This window comes from Chitinophaga sp. RCC_12, assembly GCF_041360695.1.
Lineage (GTDB): Bacteria > Bacteroidota > Bacteroidia > Chitinophagales > Chitinophagaceae > Chitinophaga.
On the sequence record NZ_JBFUPS010000010.1, the window covers coordinates 297,419 to 315,294 of the forward strand.

Here is a 17,876-nt window from a genome sequence, read left to right on the forward strand (position 1 = left end):
GGTATATGGAACATTATAACATGAACCTCACATTAAAAGTGTGGAGGCAGAAAAACAAAAACGATCAGGGTAGATTTGAAACTTTACAGGCAAAAAACATTTCTTCTGAAATGTCTTTCCTGGAAATGTTTGATGTAGTGAATGAAGAGCTGATCAATGAAGGCAAAGAACCAATAGCATTTGACCACGATTGCCGCGAAGGTATCTGCGGTATGTGCTCCATGCATATCAACGGCCGCGCACACGGTCCGTGGGATGGTACTACTACCTGCCAGCTGCACATGCGCGCTTTCAAAGATGGCGATACCATTACGGTAGAACCCTGGAGAGCAGGCGCATTCCCGGTAATTAAAGATCTGACAGTAGACAGATCTGCTTTCGACCGCATCATTGAAGCAGGTGGTTATATTTCCGTAAACACAGGTAACGCACAGGATGCGAACTGTTTACCGGTAGACAAAAACAAAGCCGACCTGGCTTTCGCAGCTGCTGCCTGTATCGGTTGCGGCGCCTGCGTAGCCGCCTGTAAGAACTCTTCCGCCATGCTGTTCGTATCAGCCAAAGTATCCCAGCTGGCATTGCTGCCACAGGGTCAGCCTGAAAGAACAACCCGCGCCCTCAACATGGTAGCGCAAATGGATAAGGAAGGCTTCGGCAGCTGTACCAACACCGGCGCCTGCGAAGCAGAATGCCCGAAGGAAATTTCCCTCACCAATATCGCCCGCCTCAACCGGGAGTTCATTGGAGCAGGATTTTCTTCTGAGAAATAAACGCGCGCGGAGTTTGTCTTACTCAGGATTACGCTGATTAAGCTGATTACCTTGATTTTTTTCTTTTAATAAGCGAAGTTTGTCTTACTCAGGATTACACTGATTAAGCTGATTACCTTGATTTTTTTCTTTTAATATATTAAGGAGATAAGAATGGCTTGTTCATTCTTATCTCCTTTCTTTTTATCTCTCCTAAAAACTAAAAATCTTCCAAAAAAATCCAAAACCGCTATTATCTCCCCAAACTTTTTTAATCATTTACAAAATCCAAAAAAATAAAATCCCCCAAATCAGCATAATCAGCGTAATCCTGAGAAAGACAACCTCCGCTCCCCCCGCTCATCCATCCAACTTTATCTTTCTAAATTTTTTTACTATCATGTGTTTTTTCCACGAAATGTAAAACAGAGAACATATGTCAGAACAATCACGCAGAAAGTTTATCAAACACATCGGCAGCACCGCCGCACTGCTCGGAATTGGCCAGCTGGCGGCCCTCGCAAATGAAAAGGAACACGTAGAAATCCTGCAGCCCGAAAAAAGGATCGCTCCCAGCGACAAAATCCGTATCGCGTGCGTAGGAATGGGTATTATGGGATTCGGAGATGTGGAAACTGCTATCAAAGTGCCGGGAGTGGAATTTGTGGGCGCCGCCGACCTGTACACCGGTCACCTCGACAAAGTGAAGGAAGTGTTTGGTCCGCAGGTATACACCACCCGCGACTACCGCGAATTACTCAAACGAAAAGATATAGACGCCATTATTGTAGCTACGCCCGATCACTGGCACGATACGATTGCCATCGCTGCAATGGAAGCCGGTAAAGCGGTGTATTGCGAAAAGCCGATGGTACAGCAGATAGAAGAAGGCCATAAAGTAATTGCCGCACAACAACGCACCAAGGCCGTTTTCCAGGTGGGTAGCCAGCGCGTGAGCAGCGTAGCGCTTGCGGAGGCGCGTAAACGTTACCAGGCCGGTGAAATAGGACGGCTGAATGTAGTGGAAGCCCGGATGGACCGCCACAGCGCACTCGGCGCCTGGCAATATTCCATCCCGCCGGATGCATCCCCAGCTACCGTGGATTTCGATACCTTCCTGAAAGATACCTTCAAGGTGCCTTTCGACCCGGTGCGTTTTTTCCGCTGGCGTAATTACCGCGCGTATGGCACCGGTATACCAGGTGACCTCTTTGTACACCTGATCTCCGGCCTGCATTTTATTACCGGATCGCTTGGCCCCACGTCGATTTATGCCAGTGGCAACCTGGTACAATGGAAAGATGGCCGCGATGTGCCGGATGTGGTAGTAGCTATTTTTGACTATCCCGAAACAAAAGAACATCCCGCCTTCCAGATGACACTCCGCGTGAATTTCGCCGACGGCAGCGGCGGTGGGGAATATACCCGTTTTATTGGCACCGAAGGTGTACTGGAACTGGGTTGGAACGACTTTAAAATCAAAAAACACAAACTGCCCGAAGCGCCAGGTTATGGCGGCTGGGACACTTATAACACTTTCACCAAAGCACAACAAGCGCAATATGTGAAAGAGTATAATGCCAAATACCCGGCAGATAAACGCAATGCCATCGAAACATCCAACTCCTATGCTCCTCCCAAAGGATACGATGACCGGCTGGAACATTTCACCAATTTCTTTGAATCCATGCGCTCCGGTAAGCCCGTGGTGGAAGACGCCGTATTCGGTCTTCGCGCCGCAGGACCAGCCCTGGTTACAAATGAAAGTTACTTCAGCAAAAAACTGATCAACTGGGACCCGGTAAATATGAAAATAGTGTAGGGAGAATTCGTAATTTGTAATGCTTTTGAGTTAAAACCTTACTATTTAAATCTATCTCCTATGTTTAAAAACTTCCAGGGTAATTGTTGGTTGCTTTTGGGAACGGTGCTTTTGTCTTGTAATCAAAAGAAAAATACTATGAACGACCAGGCTGATATAAAACCTCCGGTAGCAGAAAAGATAGCTAAAGAACTCAGCATCCACGGCGACAAACGGATCGATAATTACTACTGGATGAATGACCGGGAAAATCCGAAAGTACTGGCCTGGCTGAACGCAGAAAACGCTTACCTCGACACGATCCTGTCGCCCGAAAAAAAGCTCCGCGAAAAACTCTTTACCGAGATGAAATCCCGGATCAAGGAAACAGACATGAGTGTGCCCTATCTTAAAAACGGTTATTACTACTATACCCGTTATGAAGAAGGAAAGGAATACCCGGTGCATTGCCGTAAAAAAGGCAGCCTGGAAGCACCTGAAGAGGTAATGCTGAACGTGAATGAACTGGCTGCAGGCCATGCCTATTGCCACGTGGCCGGCCTGAGTGTAAGCCCCGATGCAAAATTACTCGCCTACGGAATAGATACCGTCAGCCGCAGACGTTATACCATCCGGATCAAAAACCTGGAAACAAACGAACTGCTCACGGATGAAATTCATGAAACCACCGCCGGCAGCACCTGGGCCAGTGATAACAAAACCTTGTTCTACTCCCGCAAAGATACCGTTACCCTCCGGGCCGATCGTATCATGCGGCATTCACTGGGCGTTGCAGCCGACAAAGAAGTGTATCACGAAGCAGATGAAACGTTTGATGTGGATGTATCTAAAACAAAATCCGGCAAGTATATTATCATCAACAGCGAAAGCACTTTATCGTCCGAAAGCAGGATACTGGATGCGGCTAAACCCAACGAAGCATTCCGCATTTTCCAACCGCGTGAAAAAGATATGCTGTACCATGTGGATCACCGTGATGATAAATTCTACATCACCACCAACTGGAACGCGCTCAACTTCCGCCTGATGGAAACCGTGCTGGATAAAACTTCCCGTGAAAACTGGAAAGAACTGATCCCTAACCGCAGCGATGTATTGCTGGAAGGAGTGGAGCTGTTTAAAGAGTTTACGGTATTGGAAGAAAGAAAGGGCGGTTTAACCCATATCCGGATCATCAATGATAAAACCCACACGGAAAAGTACCTGCCATTTTCAGAAGCAGCGTATACTGCTTCCGTAAGCAGCAACCCGGAAATGGACAGCAAGGAACTGCGGTATAACTATACTTCCATGATCACACCCAACTCGGTGTATGATTACAATATGGAAACGGGCGCCAATGAACTGAAGCGTCAGCAGGAAGTACTTGGCGGCTATGATCCGAAAGATTATGCAACAGAGCGGTTGTTTGCCACCGCCACAGACGGTACTAAAATTCCGGTGTCTATTGTATATAAGAAAACGTTTGAGAAAAATGGCAAGGGGCCGTTATTGCTGTATGGTTATGGTTCTTACGGCAACAGCATGGATGCCACTTTCAGTTCTACCCGGTTAAGTTTACTGGATCGTGGTTTTGCTTTTGCGATCGCGCATATCCGCGGAGGCCAGGAAATGGGACGGCAATGGTATGAAGATGGCAAGATGTTTAAAAAGAAAAACACCTTTACCGATTTCATTGCCTGCGCCAATTTCCTGATACAGCAACATTACACGGATACCGCGCATCTTTATGCAATGGGAGGCAGTGCAGGCGGTCTGCTGATGGGGGCTGTAGCTAATATGGAGCCTACCTTGTTCAATGGCATCGTGGCACAGGTACCTTTTGTGGATGTGGTTACCACCATGCTCGATGAAAGTATTCCGCTTACCACTGGTGAGTTTGATGAGTGGGGCAATCCAAAAAACAAAGACTCGTACGATTATATGAAGTCCTATTCTCCTTACGATAACGTGGAGCATAAGGCGTATCCGAATATGCTGGTAACCACCGGGCTGCACGATTCACAGGTACAATACTGGGAGCCGGCAAAATGGGTGGCGAAATTAAGGGAAATGAAAACAGATCATCATTTACTGCTGTTGCATACCAATATGGAAGCCGGCCACGGTGGCGCCTCCGGAAGGTTTAAAGCGCTGGAGGAAGTGGCGTTGGAGTATTCATTCCTGCTGAAGCTTGAAGGGAAGTAAGGAAGGATATAAAAAAATTAAAAGCCTGCCGGTACATGATGCCGGCAGGCTTTTTTTATTTGGTGAGCATTTTTGCAGACGTTACTGTTTGCCCGTAAAAGATCTCCGCCATCTTATCAAAAATTCCGGGATCATCTGTTGTATAAAAGCTACGCTGCTGTTGCTTACTCAGCCTGCTTTCCATTTCAGGATGACGTTTCAGGTAGTCTTTCAGGCTGTGCGCCACAATTTTGCCCTGCGACAAAACAGTAATACCGCCTGGTAAAAACTGTTTGATCTTTTTCATCAGCAGGGGATAGTGAGTGCAACCGAGTACCAGGGTATCGATACCTGGTGAGCCCAATAATATCTTATCCAGGTATTCCTTTACAAAGTAGTCTGCTCCTTCGCTTTCATGTTCGTTATTTTCAATCAGCGGTACCCACATGGGGCAGGCCAGCTGATGTGTTTTTACATGCGGGAAAAACTTATGGATTTCCAGCGGGTAGGATTCAGATGATACCGTACCATTGGTGGCGAGTATACCTACTTCACCGGTTTGCGTGATGGTGCCCACCATTTCAGACGTAGGACGGATCACGCCCAGTACCCGGTTGTCAGGAGCTATATTGGGCAGATCTTTCTGCTGGATGGTGCGCAGCGCTTTGGCAGAAGCAGTGTTACAGGCCAGGATCACCAGCGGGCAACCCATTGCAAACAGTTTTTGTACACATTCCAGCGTATAGGCGTGAATGGTATCAAAGCCGCGGTTGCCATAGGGCGCACGGGCATTGTCGCCCAGGTAGATGTAATCGTACTGCGGGAGTTCCGCTACTATTTCCCTGAGTACGGTTAATCCGCCGTAGCCGGAGTCGAATATGCCGATCGGACCCATGATTATTCGGTATCTTTTTGCATCAGGCCGGAACCTGTTAAGTCATAGATCTTTTGAATTTCGTGCAGTACGCCTTCGAAATCAATTTCCAGGTCTTTCAGCATGCCGTTTTTCAGGTCATACACCCAGCCGTGTACGGTAGGGAATCCTTTTCCTACATATGACTTCTGTACCGCTGCGGTTTTGATTACGTTAATACATTGTTCCTGGGTATTGAGTTCAACCAGGCGGTTATACCGTGCATGTTCGTCGGTGATAGCGTTGAGTTCATCCATGTGCAGGCGGTAAACATCGCGGATGTTGCGCAGCCAGGGATTCAGGATGCCTAGATCTTTCGCCTGCATAGCTGCCTTTACGCCGCCGCAGTTGTAATGCCCGCATACAATGATATGTTTTACTTCCAGGTGTACTACCGCATAATTGATAACGCCCATTACGTTGAGGTCGGTATTGGGAACAAGGTTGGCAATATTGCGGTGTACAAAAACTTCACCTGCTTCGAGTCCCATGATTTCATTGGTGGGAACGCGGCTGTCGCTACAACCGATATACAGATAGTCCGGTTTCTGGGAGTCGGCCATTTTTTCGAAAAACTCCGTGTCTGTGGCCACTTTGGAAGCTACCCAACGTTTGTTGTTCTCAAATATCTCGTTATATGCTGTCATGCGGTTCCATTTTTATGCGCTAAAGATACGCATAGAAAGGATAAATGCAGACAACCCTTTCATGATGAATGGGTTAACGAGTACTTTTTATTGATATGCCTGGCAGGACGTCTTCTTGGAAACCCCGCATAAAATCTGTACCTTCGCAGCTTCAAAATTTACATAGCCAGCATGATCAGTGTTAAAAACGTAACGCTCTCTTTTGGTAAGAGAGTATTGTTTGACGAAGTAAACCTCAATTTCACAAAAGGGAACTGTTATGGTGTGATTGGGGCCAATGGAGCAGGTAAGTCTACTTTTCTGAAGATATTGTCCGGTGAAATAGAACCGAATAAAGGTACTGTGGAAATCACCCCCGGTGAGCGCATGAGCGTGCTCACGCAGAACCACTTTGGGTTTGATGAGGTTACCGTACTGAATGCCGTATTGATGGGTAATAAGAAGCTTTGGGAAATAGCGCACGAAAGGGACACTATTTACGCCAAGGAAGATTTTACCGAAGAAGACGGTATGCGCGCAGGCGAACTGGAGGCTGAGTATGGCGAAATGGGTGGTTATACCGCAGAAAGTGATGCAGGAGTACTGCTGAGCGATCTGGGTGTGAAGGAAGAAATGCATGGAGTGCTCATGAAAGATATTGCCGGTAGCCTTAAAGTGCGGGTACTGCTTGCACAGGCGCTGTTCGGTAATCCTGATATCCTGCTGCTGGATGAGCCTACGAATGACCTTGACGTGGAAACCATTGGCTGGCTGGAAAACTTCCTGGCCGACTACGAAAATATTGTGATCGTGGTATCCCACGACCGTCACTTCCTGGATGCCGTATGTACGCATGTGGCAGATGTGGACCGTGCAAAAATCCAGATCTTCAGTGGTAACTATACCTTCTGGTACGAATCATCCCAGTTGATGGCCCGCCAGATGGCAGACAAGAACAAGAAAATGGAAGATAAGCGTAAAGACCTCATGGACTTTATCGCCCGGTTTAGCGCCAACGCCTCCAAAAGTAAGCAGGCTACTTCCCGTAAGAAAGCCCTCGAAAAACTGGTGGTGGAAGATATCCAGCCTTCTAACCGTAAGTATCCGGGTATCATCTTCAAGCAACAGCGTGAAGTAGGTAACCAGATCCTGAACATAGAAAAACTGGAAAAACTGGTGGATGGCCGCAAACTCTTTACAGATGTTACGTTCTCCGTTAACAAGGGAGATAAGATCGCATTCCTGTCTAAAGATCACCTGGCCCTCACTACTTTCTTTGAAGTGATCAACAATGAAGCAAAAGCCGACGGTGGCAAGTTTGAATGGGGTACCACTGTTACCAGTGCCTACCTGCCAAACGACAACTCCGCGTTCTTTACCAATAAAGACCTGAACCTGATGGATTGGCTGCGTCAATACGTACCACCACACGTAACAGATGTGGATGAGCCTTTCCTGCGTGGATTCCTGGGTAAGATGTTATTCGGCGGAGATGAGATCATGAAGAAAACTTCGGTGCTGAGTGGTGGTGAAAAAGTACGTTGCATGATCAGCCGCATGATGCTGCAGGATCCCAATGTGCTGATACTTGATGAGCCTACCAACCACCTGGATCTGGAATCTATCCAGTCTTTCAACGAAAGTATGATCAACTACAAAGGCGTGGTGTTGTTCACTACCCATGACCATACCTTCATGCAATCAGTAGCGAACCGTATTATTGAGCTGACGCCTAAAGGCATTATCGACAGGCTGATGACCTTTGATGAGTACCTGGCAGATGAGCGTGTGAAAGCACTGCGTGAAGAAATGTACGGCAGCGCGGTTTTAGCGTAAAAGAAAGATAACTGAAATAATTGAAGCGAATGGTCTGCCGATCATTCGCTTCTTTTTTTAATGGTGTTTTATATCTTACAGATACTCCTCTATTACTTTTAATTTATTTTTATCGAGCGGCTTTGTAATGTACGCCATCAGCTCCGGCGTATGCTGCACTTTTTGCATGTCGCGTACATCCACAGAGGAAGAACACATTATAATCGGGATGGTATTTTTCAGAGAGGTTTTCAATCCTCTGTAGGCCTCAATAAAATCCCAGCCATTCATTCGCTGCATATTCATATCAAGAATGATAAGAGAGGGTAAGGTAGTTTGCGGGGTAGTGGAAAGCTGCTCCAGGGCCTCTTCTGCACAGAGAAAAGAGGTAACTATCAGGTGATTGCTTTGGTGCCCCAACATTTTTTTGATGATAAAATGAAATATTTCATCATCATCTACAACGTACACTATTTTATTCATGTCTTCCATGCTTCGGTTTTAATTGGGCTTCTGATCTTATCCAATAATAACAAAAGGCGCACATAAGACGATGTTAAGGAATGAATCACGGGCTAAACCGGCATCATATGCCTGTCAAATTCTTCTTCTTAAGCATTGGTCAGGGGAGTGCAGTGGCCTCCGGCTATCTTTAATTGTGCAGCAAAGAACGTTAATTTAATTTTATTTTTATATATATCTTTTTGTCAATAACTAATCATTAACAAATGAGATAAGCGAAAAAAATACCATGAATCCGCTATAAAACCGCCACAAAAGCGAATGGCCGGAGTAAAAGAATAATCTTTACTCCGGCCATCGACTTTATCCTGAATGCTGATTGTTACTAAAACAAGCCGCCTTTTTTCAGTGTTACTTTACCTTGTCCTATTTTGAAACCATTGTGATAGATTTCAACGGCATAATCGCCTACCTTGAAATCGGAGTTCTGTTTCCAGTCCATGCTTACGGTTTGTTTCTGACCAGTAGTATAAGCAACTGTTTTCTTGGCAGTATATAATTTTTCAGTACCATCTTCCAGTGTAAAACGGCCGGAACCAAGCGCTTCTACAGCCAGTGGCGCTCCATCCGGAGCAGTAATAGCCACAAAAATTTCTTTATCACCGGTTGGTGCAATACGGTTGTCGTCCAGGTCAAAAGTAACCCGCATCATATCAGCGCGTTTTGCTTTGCTGGTTTCTACTTCTTTACCGTTATTCTTTACACGGATCGGTAACAGTTTAATGTTGGAAGCATGGAGTACGGAACCCAGGTCCACTTTTTTATTCAGACTGTCCTTTACCACAGACACAGAGTCGCGCTCTTTACGTGCATAATCTCTTTCACCAGCCAATACTATTTTTTCACCTTCCAGGCGTTCAATAGTTTCTGAATAACCTTCAATATTGGATTTCAGCTGCTCAATCAAACGACGGGCTTCCGCCAGTTGCGCCTGTGTAGCATTTTTGTTGTTCAGGATAGTAGAGATCCTGGCTTTCATATCCTGTATTTCCTTATCTTTTGTTTTAACCAGGCTATCCATCCGGGTGTTCTGTGAAACCAGATCATCCAGGCGGGCATTGGCCGCATTATATTCCTGCTGCAGTGCGTCACGTGACGAAGAGATCGAATCTATCTGGGTGCTTTTTTGAACAATTTGCTCGTTGGATTTATTTTTATCGTACAACATATATATCCAGGTACCGGCTAATGCTGCAATTAAAATACCGTAAATTAGACCGTTGCGGCTACGTGGTTTTTCTGGTCCGGGTGATCCCGGTGCAGGTGAATTAAAAGTGTTCTCCGTCATAGTTGTGAGTTTTATGTTTATTGTTATATGGTTAAAAATTGTTATTCAAAAGTACTTATAATATTCCTATTTTATAAATAGCTATAAAACTGTTTTTCAATCGTGCTTCCAAATATTGCGTTAGATCAATTATTACTGTTGGACATAGAAACAACACCCGCGGCTCCTGCTATAGAGCACTTATCCGAAGACATGCAACAGCTCTGGCGTGACAAAATTGCAAAAACTGCGCCAGTTTCCGGAAATGAAGATTCAGCATACGCTGACAGGGCTGGCATCTACGCCGAATTTGGGAAAATTGTGTGCATTTCTGCAGGCTTCTTCAGCCTTGAAAATAACAGGTACCAGCTAAGGCTGAAATCATTTTGTAATGATGATGAAGCAGTTGTGCTGTCAGGATTTTTAGAATTAATCAATAAATTCTATGCGAAATACCCCCGGTTCCAGTTTGCCGGGCATAACATCAAAGAATTTGATATTCCTTTTATTTGCAGGAGGTCTGTTATCCATCAATTATCTTTGCCACAGCCTTTACAGCTGCACGGATTTAAGCCCTGGGAAATTCCCATGCTCGATACCCTGCATCTGTGGCGCTTCGGGGACTTTAAACATTATATTTCCCTGAAACTTCTAACAGCCGTTATGGGTATTGATACGCCCAAAGATGATATAGACGGCAGCATGGTAGGCAAGGTATACTGGGAAGAAAAAGACCTGGAACGTATTGCCGCCTATTGCCAGAAGGATGTACTGGCGGTAGCACAGCTGCTGCTGAAGTTCAAACGTTTACCGGCATTGACACAGGAAGATATTATTATCGTAAAAAAATAGACAAAAGCATTCTAGTAATGGAGTACCAGGATATCATCAGGGATTGGAAGCAGCAAAAATTCAAATCATTATACTGGCTGGAAGGAGATGAGGACTTTTTTATTGACCAGGTGACCAGCTATGCAGAGCATGAGCTGTTACCTGAATCAGAAAGAGGCTTTAACCTCACGGTCCTTTATGGAAAGGATACCGACTGGAGCCAGGTGATCAACGCCTGCCGCAGGTACCCGATGTTTGCAGAAAGACAGGTGGTACTGCTCAAAGAGGCGCAGGCCATGCGCGATCTGCTGAAACTGGAAACCTATATCGATAACCCGCTTACTTCCACGGTGTTTGTAGTGGCGCATAAGCAGGGCAAAATAGATGGCAGGAGTAAAATGGCCAAGCTCATAAAGGAAAAAGGCGTACTCCTGTCTACCAAAAAATTATATGATAACCAGCTGCCCGCGTGGGTTGAAACCTATGTGAGCAGCCGCGGACTGGCCATCTCACAAAAAGCGGCTATCCTCCTGGTAGATCATATCGGTAACGACCTTTCCCGTATCTCCAATGAAATAGATAAATTGCTGGTAAACCTTCCGGCCCAGAAAAAGATCGACGAAGCGGATATTGAAAAGTATGTGGGCATCAGTAAAGAATACAATGTATTTGAACTACAAAACGCCCTGGGACAGAAGAATACGGCTAAAGTATTCCGGATCATCGCTTACTTTGCCGCCAATCCCAAAGCAGCGCCCATCCAGATGACGTTGCCGGCGCTCTATAATTTTTTCGCAAAAGTAAACCTCATTTTCAGTGTAAAAGGCGGAGAAAAGGAGGTGGCCACCGCGCTGGGCGTTCATCCGTTTTTTGTAAAGGACTATATGAATGCTGCCCGTCAATACGGCCCCGAAGGAACTGAAAAAGCTATTTTGCTGCTACACCAGTATAACCTGCGGAGTATAGGAATTAACGATAGCGGTGTGGAAGACGGGGAACTGATGAAAGAGCTGATGTATAAGGTGATGAATTAATTAATTATTGCTGTTTTTTATGGCTATTGGGGTAAAGAAGATATTCAGATTGCTGTTTGGCCTGCTGTGTTTCGTTTTAAGTAGCTGCTGCGCTTTAATCGTGCTGATGAACATCATTACTGTTCATCGTGGAGCGATCGGGTTGGATCTTAGCATGAGCACCAATACGGCTATGATCATGTGTTTTTATGTAATCGCGTCGGCCTTTTTTCTGTGGCGTGGGGTTCGTTTAATGAAGCCCCCCAAAAAGGACGAGCAAAAGACGGAACTCCTGGGAGAAGAATTCTAAATCTTCGCCAGTATCTCCTTTGCCTGCGCAGAATCCTTATCCATTTGTACTATCAGCGCATCTATATTGTCAAATTTCAGGTTGGAGCGGATGTATGCTACAAAATGAACCGTTAATTCCTGTCCGTAAATATCTTCATGAAAATCAAAGATGTGTACTTCCAAACGCAGATCGGTGCCATTAAAAGTAGGGCGGAAGCCGATGCTCATCACGGCGGGTAATAATTCGCTGCGGCCGCTAAGCTGTGCGTTTACGGCGTAAATACCTTCAGCCGGAATCAGCTTTCTTTCGTCGGTGAGGTGCAGATTAGCGGTGGGATAACCCAGCTGCCGGCCCATTTTATCGCCATGCACTACGGTGCCGGTTAAAAAATAGGTGTAATCCAGCAATTCATTGGCCAGCCGGATATCGCCTTCCTGCAGGCTTTTGCGGATTTTGGTAGAACTTACCGTAAGATCATGTACTACCTGCTGCGGAATTTCGATCAGGGTAAAGCCATACTGCTGCTGCTCTGCTTCGAGCAGTTCCAGTCCGCCTTCCCGGTTATGGCCAAACCGGTGGTCGTAGCCTATAATAATGGTGTGCGGCCTGAAGCGCGCTACCAGGAAGTCTTCCAGGTAACTGCGGGCAGGCATCTCAGAAAATTCTTTGGTAAAAGGCACTACTACCAGGTGATGAATGCCGGCACGCTCCAGCAAAGCAATTTTTTCAGGCAGGGTAGTCAGCAGCCGGATATTATTCGGTTTGGGTTGTAATACCTCCCGCGGATGCGGATCAAAGGTAATGATCACGGTTTCTCCGCCGCAGGTGTTGGCAGCCTGCTCCAATTGCTCAATAATGAAGCGGTGGCCTGCATGTACTCCGTCGAAAGTGCCTATCGTGATAACAGCATTACGGAATTCCGGTAAATGGTCTAAGTCCCTGTGAACCTGCATATAAATCAATAACTATCAAAATCGCCGTGCAAATCTAACACATTCGGCGGGCATTCTGCATGGAATCTGTTACTTTTGCAGCCTGAAGAGCATCTTTATTTAGTTTACTTTTTATTTACATATTTATTTATTTCCCGGTGGATAATAATATTTACGCCAAACGCGGTGTTTCAGCAGGCAAGGAAGATGTGCATAATGCCATTAAAAACATTGACAAGGGCCTTTTCCCGAAGGCATTCTGCAAAATTGTACCTGATATTTTAGGAGGCGACGAAGCTTATTGCAATATTATGCATGCAGACGGCGCCGGCACCAAATCTTCCCTGGCTTATATTTATTGGAAAGAAACCGGTGATCTGGGTGTCTGGAAAGGCATCGCCCAGGACGCGATTATCATGAACATGGACGACCTGCTTTGTGTGGGCGCTACAGACAATATCCTTCTTTCTTCCACTATTGGCCGCAACAAACAATTGCTGCCGGGTGAAGTAATTGCCGCCATCATCAATGGCACGGAAGAAATCCTGGCAGAACTGCGGAACCACGGTATCAGCATTTACTCCACCGGTGGAGAAACCGCTGATGTGGGCGACCTCGTACGCACCATCATCGTGGATTCTACTGTCACCTGCCGCATGAAACGCGAAGATGTGATCTCCAACGACCGGATCCAGGCAGGCGATGTGGTGGTAGGACTGGCATCCTACGGACAAGCCACTTACGAAACGGAATACAATGGTGGTATGGGCAGCAATGGCCTCACCAGCGCGCGTCATGATGTATTCAGCAAAGCGATAGCGGAAAAATTCCCCGAAAGCTTTGATCCCAATATTCCTTATGAACTCGTGTTCAGCGGCAAAAAATCGCTGACAGATAAAATAGATATTCCTGGCTTTGGCGCGGTGGATGCAGGTAAACTGGTATTATCCCCCACCCGTACCTATGCCCCCGTGATCAAAAAAGTGCTGGAGCAATTCCGGCCGCAGATCCACGGAATGGTACATTGCAGCGGTGGCGCTCAAACCAAAGTGCTGCATTTCATTGAGAAACTGCATGTGATCAAAGACAACCTGTTCCCGGTACCTCCGTTGTTCAGTCTTATCCAGGAGCAGTCCGGTACTCCCTGGAAAGAAATGTACCAGGTGTTTAACATGGGGCACAGAATGGAACTGTATGTGCCGGAAGTAATAGCAGCTGATATTATCAGCATTTCCAAAAGTTTTAATATCGATGCACAGATTATAGGCAGGGTAGAAGCTGCAGAAGAGAAGAAAGTAACCGTGAAAGCGCCGGCTGGAACCTTTGAATATTAGGTCATAGTGTATAGGGAGTGCATGGAGAGTGCATGGATAGTGCATCAGGAGTCCATGAGAAGTGCATGAAGAGTCCATGGATGATCCATGGTATACCCAGGTATGAGGCATTGGCGAAGTACCCCTGAAGTAATTCCGAGCTGAGGATGATAAACGGTATAAGAAAAGGCCACGGTTTTACACCGTGGCCTTTTCTTATTGATTATTTATAGTTGTGTTAGTTTTGCAGGCTAAACCTGATAGGAAGATTAAACTGCACCGCCACCTGGCGTTCATTTTGCATACCCGGTTTCCATCTCGGCATGGCTTTCACTACCCTTACCGCTTCATCTTCCAGGCCGTAACCTTTCTTTGCCCCTATTGTTGTCACGTCACGGATGGTGCCATCTGCATTTACAATAAACTGCACAAAGGTGGTACCGCTTACATTCGCTTTCTGTGCCTGTTCGGGATAACGGATATTTTTACTAAGATACCGTCCGAGGGCATCTTCACCGCCAGGGAATTTCGGAGGTTGTTCTACAAAGGTGAATACTTCTTTATCATTAGGTGGCGGGAAGTTGACGGTATGATCGCCGGTTTTCGGTGTCTGTTTGCCAGCATCCAGCATAAAGCGGATAGGCAGGTTAAACTGTACGGAAACAGCCCTGCCCTGATGTCTGCCGGGTATCCATTGCGGCATTCCTTTTACTACGCGCATGGCTTCTTCAGCAAGACCAAAGCCTGGATTTTTTCCCACCGTACGAACATCTGTGATATTACCTTCCTCGTCTACCACATAATTTACGTACACCGTACCTGAAATGTTTTTTTCCTGTGCGGCTTTAGGATACCGGGTGTTTTTGGAAAGATATTTTGCAAGTGCTTCTTCTCCGCCCTGGAAAGTGGGAGGCTGGTCTACCGAAGTATAAACGTTGTCTTTCCTGGTAGTTACCTTTTTAACCGGTGTGGTATCCACTGCGATGGTGGCCGAAGGAATAGCAGCAACAGTGGTGGTAAGCGCCGGAATGGCGGACGGACGCTTATCGGCCACAAATGCAAGGGAGCAAAAAATGAAGGTAGCCAGCGGCAATACCATGATGCGTCGCAGGTAACTGAATCTGGGAGTGTGGAATTGTGTCAGCATAAGGATTCTTCTTTTTATTGGCGGATGAAAAAAGTCGTTTGTAATACTGAATTGTTTGCTTTGAAAGGCCATCTGGAGGATGGTTTGCGCGTAGCCGGCTATTTCTTCCCCGGCTGCTTTTTTGTCGGCCAGGAATTCATGTACCAGTGCCAGTTCCCTTTTTATCAGGTGAAAGAAGGGGTTGATCCAGCATACCGCGGTAACCAGTTCCATGAATAGTTTATCCGTACTGTGTTTCTCCTGCAGGTGTACCAGTTCATGTTTAAATATCTGTTGCCCTTCGGGCGAATTCAATGATGTTTGTTGATCCCAGAAAATATAGCGAAAGAAAGAAAAAGGGGCTTTGATGTCCTTGTTCTTTACAAACCGGTAAGGAGGAATTTCCTGCACCTGGCTGCGGCGGATGAGGTTTTTAATCCTGAAAAGACTGATCAGCGTTCGTGTCAGCAGCAAGGCTATCACCACGATGTACAGGATGTTGAGCACCATGCCGGAACTGATCCCCGGGTTGGCCGGTATTACGGTTTCGCGGATGTTCACAATGCGTGTTGTATAAGACAGCACCGTGGAAGTTTCGGCGGCCTGGCCTGGCAGTGGAATCTGCAGGAGGGGGGTGAGCAGGGAAACCAGGGTGATGAGTACCAGGTAGTACCGGTTCCATTGGTGGAAACGGTTATTACGCAGGGCAATATAGTAGTAGCCATATAAAACGGCTGAACAGATGATCACTTTGGAGAGATAGGTGAGCAGAACTGTCATGGTTAAGGTTTTTGGGCTGCTTTAATTTTTTGTACCAGTTTCTCCAGTTCAGCGATGCTCAGTTCTTTTTCTTTCACAAAAAAAGAAACCATGTTGCTGAAGGAGCCGTCGAAATAGCCTTTCACGATATTGTTAACTGTTTTGTGGCTGTAAGCATCTTTGGTTACAAGGGCAAAATACTGATGTGATTTACCGTAAGCTTTAAAGTCGACGAACCCTTTTTCAATCAGTATTTTCACAAGGGTGGACACCGTATTGTAATGCGGTTTGGGTTCGGGCATTACTTCTATGATATCTTTCACGAAGGCGGGGCCGGTTTCCCAGAGTGCCTGCATGATCTGTTCTTCTGCTTTGGTGAGTTGTTTCATATATCTCGTTTGTAAAACCAAGTTATAACTAATAGTTTAGTTTGACAACTATTTTTTTAGTTTCAGAGAGATGGATATTTGACATATTATCACAACGAGTTATTTTTTAATTAGTTATTTTTGTCCGCACAGACCGTAAAAAACAGAAAGGACATGACGCCTGAACAACCTATCATACAATTAACAAACGCCAGTATATACCAGGGCCATTCATTGATATTAGCTGATGTGAATATCACGGTGAACAAGGGTGAATTTGTGTATCTCATTGGTAAAACCGGTACCGGGAAATCCAGTTTGTTAAAGACATTGTATGGAGATTTACCTTTAAATGATGGCACGGGACAGGTAGTTGGTTTTGATCTAAAGAAGATGGATTGGAAAAAAGTGCCGTATCTTCGCCGGAATCTGGGTGTGGTATTCCAGGATTTTCAGTTATTAACCGACCGCAACGTGCATGATAACCTGAAATTTGCGCTCCGGGCTACCGGTTGGCAGGATCCTAAGGAAATGGAGAATAAGATCAACGATGTACTGGAAAAAGTGGGATTGGGTACCAAAGGTTTTAAGATGCCGTATGAGTTATCGGGAGGAGAGCAGCAGCGTGTGGATATTGCCCGTGCTATGCTGAATTCGCCAAAACTGATCCTGGCGGATGAGCCCACTGGTAACCTGGATCCGGAAACTTCCGATGGTATTATGCAGCTGTTGTTCCGTATTTGCCGTGAAGGAACCGCCATAGTGATGGCCACACACGATTACATAGTATTACAGAAATTCCCGTCGAGAGTATTGCGTACAGAAAACGGGCATGTAACGGATAATGCAGCTGTGAATTTTTCTTCTTAGGAGTTGTTGAGAAAGAAAATGTTACGGATATACATTATCCTTCATTTATTATTAAATTTCCCGTTAATTGGTAATTCCTATTTTTTAAATTACCTTTGCACCGGAAAAATAGCGACAAAAAACATTATTATTACTTATTATTTTTAAAGATGTCTTACTTAACTGTTGAAAAGAAAGCCAATATTTTTAAGGAATTTGGTGGAAGCGAAAAAAATACAGGCTCTGTGGAAGCACAAATCGCACTGCTGACTGAGCGTATCAACAGCATTTCCGGTCACCTGAAACAAAACAAAAAAGATTTTTCTACCCACCGTGGTTTGATGAAGATGGTTGGCCAGAGAAAGCGTTTGCTTTCCTATTTATCTAAAACCAACCTCACAGGCTACCGTGCCCTCATTGAGAAGTTAGGTATCAGGAAATAACCATGACTTAATTATAGCGCTATTCCCAACTTATATGGTTGGGAATAGTTTTTTTGTATGTATACCTTTT

At 45.6% G+C, this 17,876-nt stretch carries 17 protein-coding genes; 10 read left to right on the forward strand and 7 right to left on the reverse strand.

Translation table 11 applies throughout. The annotated features are described in order from the left end of the window. Positions 1-5 precede the first annotated feature (5 nt). From AB6805_RS26105 to AB6805_RS26115, 3 genes are all read left to right on the forward strand, one after another. Complete coding sequence (locus AB6805_RS26105) at positions 6-770, forward strand: succinate dehydrogenase/fumarate reductase iron-sulfur subunit (protein WP_370912397.1); 765 nt, start codon at positions 6-8, stop codon at positions 768-770. A gap of 415 nt (positions 771-1,185) precedes the next feature. Further along, entirely contained in the window at positions 1,186-2,571 is a 1,386-nt protein-coding gene (locus AB6805_RS26110; RefSeq protein ID WP_370912398.1) for a Gfo/Idh/MocA family protein, read from the forward strand. Positions 2,572-2,709: 138 nt separating this feature from the next. After that, a complete protein-coding gene (locus tag AB6805_RS26115; RefSeq protein ID WP_370912399.1) occupies positions 2,710-4,758 on the forward strand; it encodes a S9 family peptidase in 2,049 nt (682 codons plus the stop codon). 55 nt (positions 4,759-4,813) lie between these two features. Here the strand turns inward: AB6805_RS26115 and murI are convergent, their stop codons facing one another. Together murI and AB6805_RS26125 are read right to left on the reverse strand one after the other, a co-directional pair. After that, the gene (gene murI / locus AB6805_RS26120; protein ID WP_370912400.1) at positions 4,814-5,632 is read right to left on the reverse strand and encodes a glutamate racemase; all 819 of its coding nucleotides are present in this window, start codon (positions 5,630-5,632) and stop codon (positions 4,814-4,816) included. A gap of 2 nt (positions 5,633-5,634) precedes the next feature. Next, positions 5,635-6,297 (reverse strand): carbonic anhydrase, encoded by a 663-nt coding sequence (locus AB6805_RS26125; RefSeq protein ID WP_370912401.1) that lies wholly within the window; start codon positions 6,295-6,297, stop codon positions 5,635-5,637. Between the two features lie 171 nt (positions 6,298-6,468). Here AB6805_RS26125 and AB6805_RS26130 point away from each other — a divergent pair, with 171 nt between their 5' ends. After that, positions 6,469-8,112: an ABC-F family ATP-binding cassette domain-containing protein gene (locus AB6805_RS26130; protein WP_370912402.1), complete on the forward strand. Its 1,644-nt coding sequence runs from the start codon at positions 6,469-6,471 to the stop codon at positions 8,110-8,112. 75 nt (positions 8,113-8,187) lie between these two features. On the opposite strand, the gene AB6805_RS26135 is transcribed toward AB6805_RS26130, so the two are convergent. After that, positions 8,188-8,583: a response regulator gene (locus tag AB6805_RS26135; RefSeq protein ID WP_370912403.1), complete on the reverse strand. Its 396-nt coding sequence runs from the start codon at positions 8,581-8,583 to the stop codon at positions 8,188-8,190. 355 nt (positions 8,584-8,938) lie between these two features. Then, a complete protein-coding gene (locus AB6805_RS26140; protein ID WP_370912404.1) occupies positions 8,939-9,901 on the reverse strand; it encodes a hypothetical protein in 963 nt (320 codons plus the stop codon). A 138-nt stretch (positions 9,902-10,039) separates the two neighbouring features. On the opposite strand from AB6805_RS26140, the gene AB6805_RS26145 reads away from it, so the two are divergent. From AB6805_RS26145 to AB6805_RS26155, 3 genes are read left to right on the forward strand one after another with little or no spacing between them, the layout of a single operon-like run. Beyond that, a complete protein-coding gene (locus AB6805_RS26145) occupies positions 10,040-10,732 on the forward strand; it encodes a ribonuclease H-like domain-containing protein (RefSeq protein WP_370912405.1) in 693 nt (230 codons plus the stop codon). 17 nt (positions 10,733-10,749) lie between these two features. Beyond that, positions 10,750-11,745: a DNA polymerase III subunit delta gene (gene holA, locus AB6805_RS26150; RefSeq protein WP_370912406.1), complete on the forward strand. Its 996-nt coding sequence runs from the start codon at positions 10,750-10,752 to the stop codon at positions 11,743-11,745. A gap of 19 nt (positions 11,746-11,764) precedes the next feature. After that, entirely contained in the window at positions 11,765-12,034 is a 270-nt protein-coding gene (locus AB6805_RS26155; RefSeq protein ID WP_370912407.1) for a hypothetical protein, read from the forward strand. On the opposite strand, the gene AB6805_RS26160 is transcribed toward AB6805_RS26155, so the two are convergent. Then, positions 12,031-12,969, reverse strand: coding sequence for a bifunctional riboflavin kinase/FAD synthetase (locus AB6805_RS26160; protein ID WP_370912408.1), 939 nt, complete (start codon positions 12,967-12,969; stop codon positions 12,031-12,033). The genes AB6805_RS26155 and AB6805_RS26160 overlap by 4 nt on opposite strands. Positions 12,970-13,106: 137 nt before the next feature. Between AB6805_RS26160 and AB6805_RS26165 the strand changes: the two genes are divergently transcribed. Then, a complete protein-coding gene (locus AB6805_RS26165; protein WP_370912409.1) occupies positions 13,107-14,282 on the forward strand; it encodes an AIR synthase related protein in 1,176 nt (391 codons plus the stop codon). Positions 14,283-14,499: 217 nt separating this feature from the next. Here the strand turns inward: AB6805_RS26165 and AB6805_RS26170 are convergent, their stop codons facing one another. Both AB6805_RS26170 and AB6805_RS26175 read right to left on the reverse strand, forming a co-directional pair. Next, positions 14,500-16,167: a TonB family protein gene (locus AB6805_RS26170; RefSeq protein ID WP_370912410.1), complete on the reverse strand. Its 1,668-nt coding sequence runs from the start codon at positions 16,165-16,167 to the stop codon at positions 14,500-14,502. Between the two features lie 2 nt (positions 16,168-16,169). Next, positions 16,170-16,535, reverse strand: a complete 366-nt coding sequence (locus AB6805_RS26175; RefSeq protein WP_079470433.1) for a BlaI/MecI/CopY family transcriptional regulator — start codon at positions 16,533-16,535, stop codon at positions 16,170-16,172. A 153-nt stretch (positions 16,536-16,688) separates the two neighbouring features. On the opposite strand from AB6805_RS26175, the gene AB6805_RS26180 reads away from it, so the two are divergent. Both AB6805_RS26180 and rpsO read left to right on the forward strand, forming a co-directional pair. Beyond that, entirely contained in the window at positions 16,689-17,384 is a 696-nt protein-coding gene (locus AB6805_RS26180) for a cell division ATP-binding protein FtsE (RefSeq protein WP_370912411.1), read from the forward strand. A gap of 149 nt (positions 17,385-17,533) precedes the next feature. Further along, positions 17,534-17,806, forward strand: a complete 273-nt coding sequence (rpsO, locus tag AB6805_RS26185) for a 30S ribosomal protein S15 (protein WP_079470431.1) — start codon at positions 17,534-17,536, stop codon at positions 17,804-17,806. Positions 17,807-17,876: the final 70 nt, after the last annotated feature.

What these genes read in the sequence shown, in the direction of transcription:
- holA (WP_370912406.1), top strand. Translation starts at nt 10,750, where the DNA reads ATGGAGTACCAGGATATCATCAGGGATTGGAAGCAGCAAAAATTCAAA.
- AB6805_RS26110 (WP_370912398.1), top strand. Translation starts at nt 1,186, where the DNA reads ATGTCAGAACAATCACGCAGAAAGTTTATCAAACACATCGGCAGCACC.
- AB6805_RS26160 (WP_370912408.1), bottom strand. Translation starts at nt 12,969, where the DNA reads ATGCAGGTTCACAGGGACTTAGACCATTTACCGGAATTCCGTAATGCT.
- AB6805_RS26170 (WP_370912410.1), bottom strand. Translation starts at nt 16,167, where the DNA reads ATGACAGTTCTGCTCACCTATCTCTCCAAAGTGATCATCTGTTCAGCC.
- AB6805_RS26140 (WP_370912404.1), bottom strand. Translation starts at nt 9,901, where the DNA reads ATGACGGAGAACACTTTTAATTCACCTGCACCGGGATCACCCGGACCA.
- AB6805_RS26105 (WP_370912397.1), top strand. Translation starts at nt 6, where the DNA reads ATGGAACATTATAACATGAACCTCACATTAAAAGTGTGGAGGCAGAAA.
- AB6805_RS26155 (WP_370912407.1), top strand. Translation starts at nt 11,765, where the DNA reads ATGGCTATTGGGGTAAAGAAGATATTCAGATTGCTGTTTGGCCTGCTG.
- AB6805_RS26130 (WP_370912402.1), top strand. Translation starts at nt 6,469, where the DNA reads ATGATCAGTGTTAAAAACGTAACGCTCTCTTTTGGTAAGAGAGTATTG.
- AB6805_RS26175 (WP_079470433.1), bottom strand. Translation starts at nt 16,535, where the DNA reads ATGAAACAACTCACCAAAGCAGAAGAACAGATCATGCAGGCACTCTGG.
- murI (WP_370912400.1), bottom strand. Translation starts at nt 5,632, where the DNA reads ATGGGTCCGATCGGCATATTCGACTCCGGCTACGGCGGATTAACCGTA.
- AB6805_RS26125 (WP_370912401.1), bottom strand. Translation starts at nt 6,297, where the DNA reads ATGACAGCATATAACGAGATATTTGAGAACAACAAACGTTGGGTAGCT.
- AB6805_RS26180 (WP_370912411.1), top strand. Translation starts at nt 16,689, where the DNA reads ATGACGCCTGAACAACCTATCATACAATTAACAAACGCCAGTATATAC.
- AB6805_RS26115 (WP_370912399.1), top strand. Translation starts at nt 2,710, where the DNA reads ATGAACGACCAGGCTGATATAAAACCTCCGGTAGCAGAAAAGATAGCT.
- rpsO (WP_079470431.1), top strand. Translation starts at nt 17,534, where the DNA reads ATGTCTTACTTAACTGTTGAAAAGAAAGCCAATATTTTTAAGGAATTT.
- AB6805_RS26135 (WP_370912403.1), bottom strand. Translation starts at nt 8,583, where the DNA reads ATGGAAGACATGAATAAAATAGTGTACGTTGTAGATGATGATGAAATA.